General features: G+C 70.2%; 13 protein-coding genes and 1 pseudogene. 4 read left to right on the top strand and 10 right to left on the bottom strand.

The features are described 5' to 3' along the window. Positions 1 to 400 precede the first annotated feature (400 nt). Positions 401 to 1321, top strand: a pseudogene (locus DMC61_RS16210) (DMT family transporter); the annotation flags it as partial. Here DMC61_RS16210 and DMC61_RS42120 read toward each other — a convergent pair. After that, a complete protein-coding gene (locus tag DMC61_RS42120) occupies positions 1319 to 1774 on the bottom strand; it encodes an SRPBCC family protein (RefSeq protein ID WP_370456407.1) in 456 nt (151 codons plus the stop codon). The pseudogene DMC61_RS16210 and the gene DMC61_RS42120 overlap by 3 nt on opposite strands. A 43-nt stretch (positions 1775 to 1817) precedes the next feature. Here DMC61_RS42120 and DMC61_RS16205 point away from each other — a divergent pair, with 43 nt between their 5' ends. Beyond that, positions 1818 to 2399: a TetR/AcrR family transcriptional regulator gene (locus tag DMC61_RS16205; protein ID WP_125689933.1), complete on the top strand. Its 582-nt coding sequence runs from the start codon at positions 1818 to 1820 to the stop codon at positions 2397 to 2399. On the opposite strand, the gene DMC61_RS16200 is transcribed toward DMC61_RS16205, so the two are convergent. Continuing rightward, the gene (locus DMC61_RS16200; protein ID WP_125689932.1) at positions 2396 to 3793 is read right to left on the bottom strand and encodes a class II fumarate hydratase; all 1398 of its coding nucleotides are present in this window, start codon (positions 3791 to 3793) and stop codon (positions 2396 to 2398) included. The genes DMC61_RS16205 and DMC61_RS16200 overlap by 4 nt on opposite strands. Positions 3794 to 3906: 113 nt before the next feature. Between DMC61_RS16200 and DMC61_RS16195 the strand changes: the two genes are divergently transcribed. Next, positions 3907 to 4896: an NAD(P)/FAD-dependent oxidoreductase gene (locus tag DMC61_RS16195; protein ID WP_125689931.1), complete on the top strand. Its 990-nt coding sequence runs from the start codon at positions 3907 to 3909 to the stop codon at positions 4894 to 4896. A gap of 62 nt (positions 4897 to 4958) precedes the next feature. Here the strand turns inward: DMC61_RS16195 and DMC61_RS16190 are convergent, their stop codons facing one another. The 6 genes from DMC61_RS16190 to DMC61_RS16165 all read right to left on the bottom strand — a co-directional run bounded on the left by DMC61_RS16190 (position 4959) and on the right by DMC61_RS16165 (position 9425). Beyond that, positions 4959 to 5729 carry a trypsin-like serine protease gene (locus DMC61_RS16190; protein ID WP_125689930.1) on the bottom strand — a complete coding sequence of 257 codons (771 nt, stop codon included), beginning with the start codon at positions 5727 to 5729 and terminating at the stop codon, positions 4959 to 4961. 9 nt (positions 5730 to 5738) lie between these two features. Then, on the bottom strand, positions 5739 to 6809 hold the full coding sequence (gene glpX / locus DMC61_RS16185) for a class II fructose-bisphosphatase (RefSeq protein WP_043848377.1): 1071 nt from the start codon (positions 6807 to 6809) through the stop codon (positions 5739 to 5741). Positions 6810 to 6893: 84 nt separating this feature from the next. Continuing rightward, on the bottom strand, positions 6894 to 7115 hold the full coding sequence (locus DMC61_RS16180; protein WP_037340891.1) for an exodeoxyribonuclease VII small subunit: 222 nt from the start codon (positions 7113 to 7115) through the stop codon (positions 6894 to 6896). Next, a complete protein-coding gene (locus DMC61_RS16175; protein WP_125689929.1) occupies positions 7112 to 7513 on the bottom strand; it encodes a hypothetical protein in 402 nt (133 codons plus the stop codon). Before DMC61_RS16175 ends, DMC61_RS16180 begins: the two co-directional genes overlap by 4 nt. Continuing rightward, positions 7510 to 8772 (bottom strand): exodeoxyribonuclease VII large subunit, encoded by a 1263-nt coding sequence (gene xseA, locus DMC61_RS16170; protein WP_125689928.1) that lies wholly within the window; start codon positions 8770 to 8772, stop codon positions 7510 to 7512. Before xseA ends, DMC61_RS16175 begins: the two co-directional genes overlap by 4 nt. Further along, positions 8769 to 9425, bottom strand: coding sequence for a lipid droplet-associated protein (locus DMC61_RS16165; RefSeq protein WP_125689927.1), 657 nt, complete (start codon positions 9423 to 9425; stop codon positions 8769 to 8771). Before DMC61_RS16165 ends, xseA begins: the two co-directional genes overlap by 4 nt. A gap of 151 nt (positions 9426 to 9576) precedes the next feature. Here DMC61_RS16165 and DMC61_RS16160 point away from each other — a divergent pair, with 151 nt between their 5' ends. Further along, positions 9577 to 10590: a 4-hydroxy-3-methylbut-2-enyl diphosphate reductase gene (locus DMC61_RS16160; protein ID WP_043848376.1), complete on the top strand. Its 1014-nt coding sequence runs from the start codon at positions 9577 to 9579 to the stop codon at positions 10588 to 10590. A 90-nt stretch (positions 10591 to 10680) separates the two neighbouring features. On the opposite strand, the gene DMC61_RS16155 is transcribed toward DMC61_RS16160, so the two are convergent. Both DMC61_RS16155 and rmuC read right to left on the bottom strand, forming a co-directional pair. Further along, positions 10681 to 11556 carry a DUF6542 domain-containing protein gene (locus DMC61_RS16155; RefSeq protein ID WP_125689926.1) on the bottom strand — a complete coding sequence of 292 codons (876 nt, stop codon included), beginning with the start codon at positions 11554 to 11556 and terminating at the stop codon, positions 10681 to 10683. A 247-nt stretch (positions 11557 to 11803) separates the two neighbouring features. After that, positions 11804 to 12718 (bottom strand): DNA recombination protein RmuC, encoded by a 915-nt coding sequence (gene rmuC, locus DMC61_RS16150; protein ID WP_016337155.1) that lies wholly within the window; start codon positions 12716 to 12718, stop codon positions 11804 to 11806. Positions 12719 to 12737: the final 19 nt, after the last annotated feature.

Genomic DNA, 12737 nt, shown 5'->3' with positions numbered 1-12737 from the left:
TCGAGGTCGATGGCGTCTAGTCCACGCTTCTATCAAGTCAGGCCAGCCAGGCCCGGACCTTGATCACGCTGGACAGTTCTTTCACAAGCCAGCAAGGCAGTGGCTTTCTGAGTCACCACGCGACCAAGTCCGGACCCTAACCACTCACACGAACAGCGCAACCACCCTGACACTGAGAGTGGCTTTCGCGACCAGGTCGCGGCGGCTGAGCTCGCTGGGGTAAGTCAAACGTGGCGCCGGCTTCGCGATGCGGGCATTATGTCCGGTTCTCGCGGGGGTCGTGAGTGGCAAAGAGGGTTAGAACGATCATCGCCGCTCACGACCCTCGCTCAAAACGCCCAAATCGGACGCGGTTGGCGAGTTGGCGTCCTTTGTGGACGGTTGTGGGCGGGGTGGCACCATGCGCTGCGCTCGACCGCACTTATGGTCCGGTACGGCACGCAGGATTTGGCTCTTCGGTTCGGGCCAAAGAGCCGCCATCGTGAAGGGCATGGACAACGAAAGAAGAGGCGTGACGATCGGCGTACTGGGGGTGCTGATCGTCGGCGCGTCCGTGCCGGTGACGGGAATGCTCGACGGCTACCCCGTGATCACCGGGCAGGCCCTGCGGTACGCGCTGGCGGGAGTGCTCCTGCTGGCGTGGGCCCGGCTGAGCGGGCGCCCGTTGCCGTTGCCGGGCGCGCGCGATCTGCCGTCGCTGATCGCCCTCGCGGCGACCGGCATGATCGGGTTCCAGGCGTGCTTGCTGTTCGCGCAGCGCTACGCCGAGCCCGGCCTCGTCGCCGCCTTCCTCGGCGGCACGCCGCTCGTGCTCGCGCTCGCCGGCCCGCTGGCGAAGGGCAACCGGCCGTCGTGGGCGCCGGTGACCGGGGCGGTACTCGCCGGGCTCGGGATCGCCGTGCTCTCCGGCGGCGGCGCGGCGCGCTGGCAAGGGCTGGTGCTCGCCGCGCTGGCCATGGTGTGCGAAGCGCTCTTCACACTGCTCGCCGTCGGCGTGCTCGAAAGGCTCGGGCCGTTGGCGACCGCCACCTGGGGGTGTTTCGCCGCGGGGGCCGGTGGCGCGGTCGTCGGGACGATCGCCGACCCGTCCGGCGCCTGGGCCTGGCCGGACGGGCGTGAACTGATCGCGCTCGGCTACCTGACGGTCGTCGTCACCGCGATCGCGTTTCTCCTTTGGTACTCGGCGGTTTCCGCGCTGGGGGCGGACCGGGCCGGGGTGCTGGTCGGCCTGATGCCGGTCTCCGGGCTCGCCGTGTCACTCCTGCTGGGAATGCAGGATTTCCGCTTCTCGCAAGTGATCGGGGTGGCGCTGGTGTCCTCAGGCGTCGTGATCGGCCTGCGCCGCCGCCAGCTCGACGAGCTTGGCGCACTTGACGTCGAAATGCTTCACGACGTCGCCGGCGATGACCGCGACCATGACCGCGCGCATCGGCCCGCCGAGGGTGATCTCCTGGACGAACTCCGTCCCGCCGCCGACCGCGGTCAGCCGGAGCACGAGATCCATGGCGCCGAGGGGAATCGGCTGGCGAAGGGCGATCTCGCGGTCTTGGACCAGGGACGTGATCGTGAACGGCTCGGCGACTCGTGAATGCACGCGGCCGCGAAAACCGGTCGGTACGAGGAAACCGGTCGTCCCCGCCTCGGCAGGGCCGTGCAGTTCGGCGGAGCTGAGGTCGGGGTCCCAGTCGGGCCAACGACCGAAGTCGGCCAGCGAGGGCCAGAGCGCCGACGGCGGGCAGGGAAGGATTTCGCGGGAGGTTCTCGTCCAGGTCATACCCGGACGATATACGGAACTGTCAGTCTCGTAAACTGAGGTCATGGCGAGAGGCAGGCCGAGGGAAGAAGGAATCGACGACGCGGTCCGCGTGGCCGTGCGGGCACTGCTGACCGAAACCGGTTACCAGCGCTGCACGATCGACGCGGTCGCGGCGCGCGCGGGCGTCGGCAAGGCCGCGGTGTACCGGCGATGGCGGTCGAAGGCGGAGCTCGTGTTCGCCGCCGTGATCCATCCGGTCGAGCTCGAACCGCCGTCGGACACGGGCTCGCTGCGGGGCGACGTGGCGGCGGTCCTCGAAGTGATCCAGTCCTCTTTGGACGGTGCGGAACTGCGGCAGGCGTTGCCTTCGCTGCTCGCCGACGTGCGTGCGGATCCGGCGCTGGAAACGCGGTTCGGCGAGGTGTTCCTCGGTCGCGAACGCGGTTATCTGGTCCAGATGCTGGATCGGGCCGTCGCGAGAGGGGAACTCTCACGACGGCCCGATTCGGCTCTCGTGCACGCGATCCTGCTCGGTCCGGTGCTGACTTGGCTGCACCTGTTCACCGAGACACCGCCTTCGGGTGGGCTGGCGGCTTCGCTCGCCTCACCGCTTCACGCGGCTGTGGTCGCTCTCGGCGCTTAGCGGCCTCCGCGCGCCATGCGGAGGACGTCGAGTGCCTCGTCCAGCTGCGCTTCGGTGAGCTTGCCGTTCGCGACGTGACCGCGTTCGATCACGACCTCGCGGATCGTCTTCAGCTCCTTGAGCGCCTGCTTCGCGATGGCGGCGGCCTCTTCGTAGCCGATGTATTTGTTGAGCGGCGTCACGATCGACGGCGAGCCCTCGGCGTACTCGCGCGCGCGGTCGGCGTTCACCGTCACGCCCGCGAACACCTTGTCCGCCAGCAGCCGCGAGACCGCGGCGAGCAGCCGGGCCGATTCGAGCACGTTGCGCGCGATCACCGGCAGGTTCACGTTGAGCTGGAAGTTGCCCGCCGCGCCGGCGAAGGCCACCGCCGCGTCGTTCCCGATCACCTGGGCGACCACCTGCAGCGTCGCCTCGGGGATCACCGGGTTCACCTTGCCCGGCATGATCGACGAACCCGGCTGGAGATCCGGCAGCGCCAGTTCGGCGAGCCCGGTGCGCGGGCCGGATCCCAGCCAGCGCAGGTCGTTCGCGATCTTGTTCAGCGACACCGCGACCGTGCGCAGATGTCCGGACGTCTCGACGACGCTGTCCTGCGTCGCCTGCGCCTCGAAGTGGTCCCGCGCCTCGGTCAGCGGAAGGCCGGTCACCGAAGCCAGTTCCTGCGAGACCGCCGCGCCGAAGCCCTCGGGCGCGTTCAGCCCGGAGCCGACCGCGGTCCCGCCGATCGGCAGTTCGCCGAGCCGCGGCAGGCCCGACTTCAGCCGTTCGACCCCGAACCGGACCTGCGACGCCCACGCGCCTGCCTCCTGGCCGAAGGTGATCGGCACGGCGTCCATCAGGTGCGTGCGGCCGGACTTCACGATGTCCGCCCATTCGCCCGCGCGCGTCTCGATGGCGGCGGCCAGGTACTCCAGAGCGGGGATCACATCGGAGAGCACCGCTTCCGTCGCGGCGACGTGGATCGTCGTCGGGAAGGTGTCGTTGGAGGACTGCGAGGCGTTGACGTGGTCGTTCGGGTGCACGTCGCGGCCGAGCGCCTTCGACGCGAGCGTCGCGATGACCTCGTTGGCGTTCATGTTCGACGAGGTCCCGGAACCGGTCTGGAACACGTCGATCGGGAAGTGCGCGTCGTGCTTGCCCTCGGCGACCTCGTCCGCGACCTTCGCGAAGGCCTCGGCGACCTCGGCGTCCAGCACGCCGAGCCGCGCGTTGACCCGCGCCGCGGCGGCCTTCAGCAGGCCGAGCGCGCGGATCTGGGCGCGCTCCAGGCCCCGGCCGGAGATGGGGAAGTTCTCGACGGCGCGCTGCGTCTGCGCGCGGTAGAGGGCGTCGACGGGGACGCGCACCTCGCCCATGGTGTCGTGTTCGATCCGGTATTCCTGTTCAGCCATATCCCAAGTCTCGCGCAGCGCCTCCCGGCGCGCTCCGTGTCTTTCGGCACGCGAGGGCTAGGATCGAATGTGTTCTCGATCACGCCGCCCACCACCGGCCGGGAGAGTGCCGAATGAGCGAGTCCGCTGGGGAAACGTCGTACGACCTCGTCATCATCGGGGCCGGTCCGACAGGTCTTTTCGCCGCCTACTACGCGGGATTCCGCGGCCTTTCGATGGCCGTCGTGGATTCACTGCCGGAAGCGGGCGGCCAGGTCACCGCGATGTACCCGGAAAAGATGATCTACGACGTCGGCGGGTTCGCCGAAGTCCGCGGCCGCGACCTGGTGCGGGGTCTCCTCGACCAGGCGGCGCCGTTCAAACCCGTGTACCTGCTCGGACGCAAGGCCGAGAAACTCGAAAGCGTCGAAGGCAGCGTCATGATCACCCTCGACGGCGGGCAGGTCCTGCGGGCCGGCGCGGTGCTGATCACCGCCGGGATCGGCGAGTTCACCCCGCGGCCGCTGCCCGCGGGCGACGGCTGGCTCGGCCGGGGCATGGTCCATTTCGTGCCGTCGTTGAAGGCGCACGAAGGGCAGTACGTGGTCGTCGTCGGCGGCGGGGACTCGGCGTTCGACTGGGTGCTCGCGCTGCATCCGGTCGCCGCGAGCGTCACCCTCGTGCACCGGCGCGCGAAGTTCCGCGCGGCCGAGTCGATCGTGCGGCAGGCGCGCGAACTCGGCGTGCGGATCGTCACCGACGCCGAGGTCACCCGGTTCCTCGATCGTGACGGCGCGCTGGCCGAGGTCGAGATCCAGGTCAAGGGTGCCGAGCCCGAGGTGCTGCGCGCCGACACGGTGGTCGCCGCGCTCGGGTTCACCGCGGATCTCGGGCCGATCGAAAGCTGGGGGCTCCAGATCGATCACCGCGCGATCGCGGTCGACTCGACGATGGCGACCCCGCGGGAGCGGGTCTACGCGGCGGGCGACGTCGCGGCGTATCCGGGGAAGGTGAAGCTGATCGCGACCGGGTTCGGGGAAGCGGCGACGGCGGTGAACAACATCGCGGTCATGCTGGACCCGGAGGCGCATCTGTTCCCCGGTCACTCCAGCAACGCCGAGTAGCGCGTGCAATGAAAGGACCTTTCCTTGCGAAATTTGCAAGGAAAGGTCCTTTCATTGCACTCTCAGGCGGGCGGAGCGGGCGTGATCTTCTCCGCGATCCACTGCGCGTAAGCGACCACCGAAGTCGCGATCGACGGCGAGGTCGCGCACACCGGATCCGCGTTGCCCGGCCGGCTGATCGTGCCCAGCAGCACCCATTTCTCGTCGACCTTGGCGATCTCCGGCCCGCCGGAATCGCCGTAGCACGAACCGGTGTTCCCGCCCGGGCTGTCGGTGCACAACTCGACCGCGCCGTCGAACTTCGCGGTGCACCGCGTGCCTTCGACGATCTTCGTGTCCAGTTGCTGCAGCTTCGCGGGACCCTTGCCACAGCCCGAAGTCGGGCACGTCTGACCCCAACCGAGCAGCCGCGTCGGCGTCCCGGGCGCCACGACGGCACCGATCGCGATCGGCGCCGCCTTCACCGGGGCGGCCAGCCGCACCAGCGCGAGATCACCGCCCGCGTGCTCGGGTTCGGGGTTGTAGGACGGGTTCACGACGATCTCGGCAGGCTTCGCGATTTCGCCGCCTTGGGTGTTGTCGTTGCTGCCGATCCGCGCACCCAGATTCGCCGGGTTCTTGCCCTCGACGCAGTGCCCCGCCGTCACGAGCCAGTCCGCCGCGATCAGCGTCCCGGCGCAGAAAGCCTTGCCGGAGGCCGAATGCAGCGAAACGATGAACGGATAGGGCTCCTCGGCCTCTCTGCCGCCGACGAGGTCGCCCGCGCCCGAGGCCTGCCCGGCCGGCGTGAGGAGCATCGCCGCGAGCAGGACCACGAGCACGCGCTTGAGCACGGTTTCTCCTTACGGGAGCGGGGGAACGACGTCGTCTTCCAGGGTTTCGTCGAGGTGGCCGTCGAAGTTGACGGACGAGTACGAGCGGAGCTTGGTCAGCCGGTGGTAGCCGTCGATCATCCGGACCGTGCCGGACTTCGACCGCATCACGATCGACTGGGTCGTGGCGCCGCCCGCGCGGTAGTGCACGCCGCGCAGCAGGTCGCCGTCGGTGACGCCGGTGGCGCAGAAGAACACGTTGTCGCCGCGGACGAGGTCGTCGTTGCCGAGCACGCGGTCGAGGTCGTGGCCCGCGGCCAGCGCCTTCTCGCGCTCCGCGTCGTCCTTCGGCCACAGGCGGCCCTGCAGTTCGCCGCCGAGGCACTTCATCGCGCAGGCCGCGATGATGCCTTCGGGGGTGCCGCCGATGCCGAGCAGCATGTCGACGCCGGTGCTCGGCCGGGCCGCGGCGATCGCGCCCGCGACGTCGCCGTCGGAGATGAACCGGATCCGGGCGCCCGCCTCGCGGACCTCCTTGATCAGCTGCTCGTGGCGCGGCCGGTCGAGGATGCACACGGTGACGTCGGAGACGCTGGAGTTCTTGGCCTTCGCGACCCGGCGGATGTTCTCCGCGATCGGGGCGGCCAGGTCGACCTTGCCCGCGGCGTCCGGGCCGACGGCGAGCTTCTCCATGTAGAACACCGCGGACGGGTCGAACATCGCGCCGCGTTCGGCGACCGCGAGCACGGCCAGCGCGTTCGGCATGCCCTTGGCCATCAGGGTCGTCCCATCGACCGGGTCGACCGCGACGTCGCAGTCCGGCCCGTCGCCGTTGCCGACCTCTTCCCCGTTGAACAGCATCGGGGCTTCGTCCTTCTCGCCCTCGCCGATGACGACGACACCGCGCATCGACACGGTCGAGACCAGCTGGCGCATCGCGTCCACGGCGGCACCGTCCCCGCCGATCTTGTCCCCGCGGCCCACCCAGCGGCCCGCGGCCATCGCGGCGGCTTCGGTCACGCGGACCAGTTCCATCGCGAGGTTGCGATCGGGGGCTTCAGGGCGTCGAGAAGAGCTGGCGGACGAGGTGGGGGTGGGCATGCGGCCTCCCGGGTCAGGAACTCGGCGGGGTCCCAGTCTCTCAGATACCCACGGTGGTTCGGTGGCGCAGGAGCATGGTGAACGTCACTGACCGTCGCCGGCCTCGTCCTCGACGGACGACAGCGCGGCCTCGATCCGCTCGCGCGCGCCCTCGAGGTGGTGCTCGCAGACCTTCGCCAGCTGCTCGCCCTTCTCCCACAGGGCCAGCGACTGCTCCAGGGACAGCCCGCCCGCTTCGAGCTCGCGGACGACCTCGACCAGCTTGTCGCGGGCCTGTTCGTAGCCGAGTTCGGCGGTCTCGCTCACGCTGTGCTTCCTTCTACCGGACGTCGGTGCTTGCCGATACCCGCGCACACTACCGCGCCGGCCATGGCGTTGTCGTAACCCACGAAGGCGAGAGCGAACTCCTGGCCGTCACCCTCCGCGATCGCCGCGACCAGGTTCTCCTGGGCCCTCGCCACCCGTTTGCGGTGCACCGTGCCGTCCGCGAACCACCAGCGGGTGCCGACGTGCTCAGCCGTCGCTTCGGAGAGTTTTCGCAGCTGGGCGTCGAGACCCCGCTTGGTGGCGAAGTCGCATCCGGCCAGCAGCACCGTCCAGCACTCACCGGCCGCGCGGTCGGTCAGCAGCGCGTTGCGCAGTACCTCGGCGGCGTCGGCCCGTCTCGCGGCGTCGATGGTCAAAGGCAGGAAACTCGCCGTCAACGCCCCTCCTCCGGCTCTCCTGAGACGACGGCGCCGAGCGCGCCGTCGACCACGCGGACGCGCAGTTTCGCGCCGTCCACGACCTCGGAGACGGACCGGAGTACCTGAAGGTTGCCTTCGGAATCGGTGTACTGCACCACGGCGTAGCCGCGTTCGAGGGTCGCCGCCGGGCCGAGCGCGGTCAGCCGCGCGCGGGCGCTGGCGATCTCGGCCTGGTCCTTCGCGAGCAGCGTGAGCATCGCGCGCCGTCCGCGTTCGCGGTGGATCTCGACGTCGTCCGAGCGCCGCTGGATCGGCCCGAGCGGGTCGGCGAGCACGGGGCGGCTGCGCATCTGGTTCAGCAGCCTGACCTGCGTGTCCACCCAGCCGTGCAGGGCGCGGCGGCCGCGATCGCGCATCTGGCGGACACGCTGGGTCTCCTCGCGCACGTCGGGCACGATCCGCTTGCTGGCGTCGGTCGGCGTCGAGCAGCGGAGGTCGGCGACGTGGTCGAGCAGCGGGGTGTCGGGCTCGTGCCCGATGGCGCTGACCACCGGGGTCCCGGCGGCGGACACGGCGCGGCACAGCGCTTCGTCGGAGAACGGCAGCAGGTCTTCCACGCTGCCGCCGCCGCGGGCGATCACGATGACGTCGACGTCCGGGTCATGGTCCAATTTGGACAGTGCCTGGAGGATCTGCGGGACGGCCAGCGAACCCTGCACGGCGGTGTTGATCACCTTGAACGCGACATGCGGCCAGCGGGCCTGCGCGTTCACCAGGACGTCGCGTTCGGCGGCGGACGCGCGACCGGTGATCAGCCCGATTCCCTTGGGCAGGAACGGGATCTTGCGTTTGCGCTCGGGTGCGAACAGGCCCTCGGCGGCCAGCAGGCGTCGCAGCCGCTCGATCCGCGCGAGCAGCTCGCCGATGCCGACCGCGCGGATCTCGTTGGCGCGCAGGCTCAGCGAACCGCGGTTCATGAAGAACGTCGGCTTCGCGTGCACCACGACGCTCGCGCCTTCGCGCAGCGGCGGTTCGATCGTGCGCAGCAGGCCCATCGGGCAGGTCACCGACATCGAGACGTCCGCGGACGGGTCGCGCAGGGTCAGGAACGCGGTGTTGGTGCCCTGGCGGGCCGAGATCTGCGTGACCTGGCCCTCGACCCAGACCGCGCCGAGGCGGTTGATCCATTCGCCGACCTTGCGGGCGACCGTGCGGACCGGCCACGGGTTCTCGGCGGTGGTGGACGGGCCCGCCGCGGAAGTGGCTTCGGCGCTCACTGGCCTTCCGCGCCGTCGCCGTCGGCCTTCTTCACGTTCCCGATCCGCCGCGCGAGCATGCCGACGAACGACGCCCTGTCGGCGTTCGCCTTCTCATAGGTCAGCAGCTCTTCCAGCTGCGCGAGGTCGAACCGGCGCAGCCGGGCGCGCAGCTGCGGCAACGTGAGCGTGTCGTAGTCGTCGAGCCCGGCCGGACCGGAGGTCACGGGCGCGCTCGCGCTGTCGAACTCGCCGTCGGGGTGCTCCTCGGCGAGCGCGCGCTCCTCCTCGGCCCACGGGTCCTCGGTGAGCGCTTCGAGATCGCGGAGGTGGCCGTTGGTCTCCCCGCGTGGCTCGGGGACCTCGGCGTCTTCCCGCAGCGGGACGACGCACGAGTCGCGCTCGTACCGGCGTTCGCCCAGGTCCGGCGGGAGATCTTCGTCGAAGGTCGCCCAGCTGGGCGTGTCCTCGACCGGGCGAAGGCCCGACAGCACGTCGTCGCCCTTGATCGCGAGCTCGGTGACGTGCTGCTGGACGCGCATGGAGAACTGGAGCACCTGGCTGACCACCGTGACGGGGAGCCCGGTGAGCTGCTTGGGAAGTTCGCGAACCCGCTCGGCGGTGGTGACGGCGAGGCCCGCGGCGACCCGAAGGGGGAGCGGGAGAGGCTTCATGCGTCTAGCCTGCCGTATTCAGCCCATCCTGCCCAACCGAACGGGTGTGTCGGCTCACAGGACGTGACTCCCCGCACATACTTTGGAGGGGTTCCCTGGTCACCTGAACGTGAGTGCGAGGTGCCCCCGGGGCAGCCCGTACCCTGGGGGCATGAGTTCTGCGAGTCCCGGAATCACGCCCGCCGGCAGTCCGACGATCAGCGAGTCCGGTGTGCCGGCAGGTGGCAAACGTGTCCTGCTCGCCAAGCCTCGCGGCTACTGCGCGGGTGTCGACCGCGCGGTCATCGCCGTCGAAAAGGCACTCGAGCTCTACGGCGCACCTGTGTACGTGCGCAAGGAGATCGTGCACAACCGGCACGTCGTGGAGACCCTGCGCGAACGCGGGGTGATCTTCGTCGACGAGACCTCCGAGGTGCCCGAGGGTGAACTGGTGGTGTTCTCCGCGCACGGCGTCTCGCCCGCGGTGCACGCCGAGGCGGCCGAGCGCAACCTGCGGACCATCGACGCGACCTGCCCGCTCGTGACGAAGGTGCACAAGGAAGTCAACCGGTTCGCGAAGGACGACTACGACATCCTGCTGATCGGCCACGAAGGCCACGAAGAGGTCGAAGGCACCGCCGGCGAGGCTCCCGACAAGGTGCAGCTCGTCGACACCGCCGAGGACGTCGACAAGGTCCAGGTCCGCGACCCGTCGAAGGTCATCTGGCTTTCGCAGACCACCCTTTCGGTGGACGAGACCATGGAGCGCGTGGATCAGCTGCGGGACAAGTTCCCCGGCTTGGCCGACCCGCCCAGCGACGACATCTGCTACGCCACCACGAACCGCCAGGTCGCGGTCAAGGCCATGGCCGCCGAGTGCGACCTGGTGCTGGTGGTCGGCTCGACGAACTCGTCCAACTCGAAGCGGCTGGTCGAGGTCGCGCTGAAGGCGGGGGCGCGCGCGTCGCACCTGGTCGACTTCGCGCACGAGGTCGACGAAGCCTGGCTCGAAGGTGTCGAGACCGTCGGTGTCACCAGTGGTGCTTCGGTGCCGGACGTGCTGGTGATGGACCTGCTGGCGTGGCTGGCCGAACGCGGCTGGGACAGCGTCGACGAGGTCACCACGGCGAACGAGAAGATCGCGTTCGCGCTTCCGCACGAGCTGCGCAAGGCCGCGAAGGCCTGACGTTCCTTACGAGAAAGGGCCGTCCGAGGAAGTCCTCGGGCGGCCCTTTTCGCTGGTCAGCGCGCTAGGTGGGAGCAAAGGTCCCTTGCTTCAGCGCTCGTCGTCCCACGGTCGGCGGCGGGGCGGCTGCCCTCCGCGGCGCGGGTCGTCGGCACGCGGCGGGCGGCGGCGCGGGGCACCGGGGGCGCTTTCGCCACGAGGGTCGCGGCGGCGCGGTTCGCCGTCTTCCGGACGCGGCCGCCGGGGCTGACGTCCCGGGGGCGGCGGTTTGCGGGCACCGGGTTCGGCGTCGCGGCGGGGCCGGCGCTCGTCGTCGACCGGACGGCGACGGGGCGGGGCACCGTCTCGCGGCGCGGCGTCCCGGGGAGCACCGCGGCGGGAAGGCGGGGGCGGGGTCTGGCCGGTCCGGGATGCCGGACGGCCACGGCCGGGCGCGGCGGCCGCGGCGGGCTTGGCCTCGTCGCGACGTTCCGGTTTGGTGCCCGGCTTGACCTTCACCGGGGCCTCGGGATCGCGTTCGCGGTAGATCCGGAAGATGCCGATCGCCAAGGTGACGCCGGTGGTGATGGCCATCGTCGGGAAACCGTTGATCAGCGGCGTGCCGACGTCGAAGGCTCTCGAAAGAAGGTCCGTGCCCTTGCTGCCGTCCGAGGTCAGGAGGATGACCCCCGGGACGGTCACGGCGAGGACCAGGGGCGGCTGCACCATCGGGCCGAACAGCCCGCGGCGCTGGACGGCCACCACCGCGGCCACCGCGCTGGCCGCGTAGCAGGCCTTGAACAGCAGGCCCAGGTCCTTCTGCATCATCATGTCGACGAAGGCGCCAAGGATGGCTAGCCCGAAGCCCACCAGGACGGCCGCCCACCAGGGCAGCCCGCGCCTGGCGCCGACGAGCGGACGCTCGTCCCAGGCAACGGGGACGTCGTCGGCATCAGGATCGCTCTGGCGATCGCGAATCGCGGTCACAGGCTCCACCGTATATCCAAGCTGCGGGCATACCGCCAACAGGCGGTGTGTCTATCGCCTGGTAGTGGTCATTCCGGACCACCCGGACGGAGCGTCCGGATGCTTACCGGAGGTACTACGAGTAAGCGGGCGACAAGGTTGCCGGCGGGGGCGAAACGGAGCTCGCGATTCCGGAAGTCGCAGGTAGGGAGGTCCGGTGCGCATCCGGCTCGTGAGTGGTTAGGACGGTTCTAACCGTCCTAACCACTCACGAGGCCGGGAGTTCGTCCGCCTTCCTGATCAGCGGCACCGGGGCCGGGCTGCCCGCGGCGTCCGTCAGCGGCGAGACCGTGCTCCGGAAGCTCTCGAGCGCCTCCAGCTCCCGCCGTCGGGCCGAGATGAAACGCTGCAGATGGGTGCTCGACAGGTTCAGCGCGTCGACCGCGTTGCCGGCGGCCCGGTGTGCGGCCGCGGCGCCCGCCCGCACCTGCTCGACGTCCTCGACCAGCGCCCGTTCGGTCGCGGCGAACAGCGCGGCGGAGGCCAGTACGGCGAACCCCGTCGGCCCGCAGAGGAAGACCCGCCGGTCCAGCATCCAGCGCAGCAGTTCCGGGTCGGTGTCCAGCGCGGCCACCACGGCCGCGTCGGACGGGACGAACATGATCGTCCCGTAGATCGCGTCGGCCCAGCGTTGGTAGCCCTTGCCCGCGAGCTCGGCCGCCCGCGACCGGAGCTGCCGGACGTGGACGCGCAGCGCGTCCAGCCGTTCTTCGGGGTCGTCGGTCTCGACGGCCTCGGCCCAGCAGGCCATGCTCGCCTTCGCGTCGACGGGCACCGTCCGGCCGCCGCCGACCCGCAGCACCATGTCCGGTTTCGCGGCGCCACCGCCCGCCAGATCCGTCTGCAGCGTGAAGTGCAGCTCCTCGCGGAGCCCGAGCGCGCGTGCGGTCTCCAGGAGTACCTGCTCGCCCAGCTCGCCCCGGCCGCTGATCGAGGCGAACGCGACTTCGTACCGGCGCAGCGCGAGCTGCTGCTGATCCGCCTTCGCCCGCTCGGCCGCGACCTGTTTCGCCGCCGCGTCCGCCCGCCGCATGCCGTCGTTGTACAGCCGCCACAGCAGCGCGACGGCCGCGAGCAGCAGCAACGCGAGCACGACGGCCGCGGTGGTGATCACCGTCGCCACCGGTACCTCCCCTCCGGAT

This window comes from Amycolatopsis sp. WAC 04169, from assembly GCF_003947535.1.
Classification (GTDB): Bacteria; Actinomycetota; Actinomycetes; order Mycobacteriales; family Pseudonocardiaceae; genus Amycolatopsis; species Amycolatopsis keratiniphila.
Note: the sequence above shows the minus strand (reverse complement) of the source record. Positions and strands in the feature narration are given on the sequence as shown.

What these genes read in the sequence shown, in the direction of transcription:
- glpX (WP_043848377.1), bottom strand. Translation starts at nt 6,809, where the DNA reads ATGCCCACCCCCACCTCGTCCGCCAGCTCTTCTCGACGCCCTGAAGCC.
- DMC61_RS16160 (WP_043848376.1), top strand. Translation starts at nt 9,577, where the DNA reads ATGAGTTCTGCGAGTCCCGGAATCACGCCCGCCGGCAGTCCGACGATC.
- DMC61_RS16195 (WP_125689931.1), top strand. Translation starts at nt 3,907, where the DNA reads ATGAGCGAGTCCGCTGGGGAAACGTCGTACGACCTCGTCATCATCGGG.
- DMC61_RS42120 (WP_370456407.1), bottom strand. Translation starts at nt 1,774, where the DNA reads ATGACCTGGACGAGAACCTCCCGCGAAATCCTTCCCTGCCCGCCGTCG.
- DMC61_RS16205 (WP_125689933.1), top strand. Translation starts at nt 1,818, where the DNA reads ATGGCGAGAGGCAGGCCGAGGGAAGAAGGAATCGACGACGCGGTCCGC.
- DMC61_RS16200 (WP_125689932.1), bottom strand. Translation starts at nt 3,793, where the DNA reads ATGGCTGAACAGGAATACCGGATCGAACACGACACCATGGGCGAGGTG.
- DMC61_RS16165 (WP_125689927.1), bottom strand. Translation starts at nt 9,425, where the DNA reads ATGAAGCCTCTCCCGCTCCCCCTTCGGGTCGCCGCGGGCCTCGCCGTC.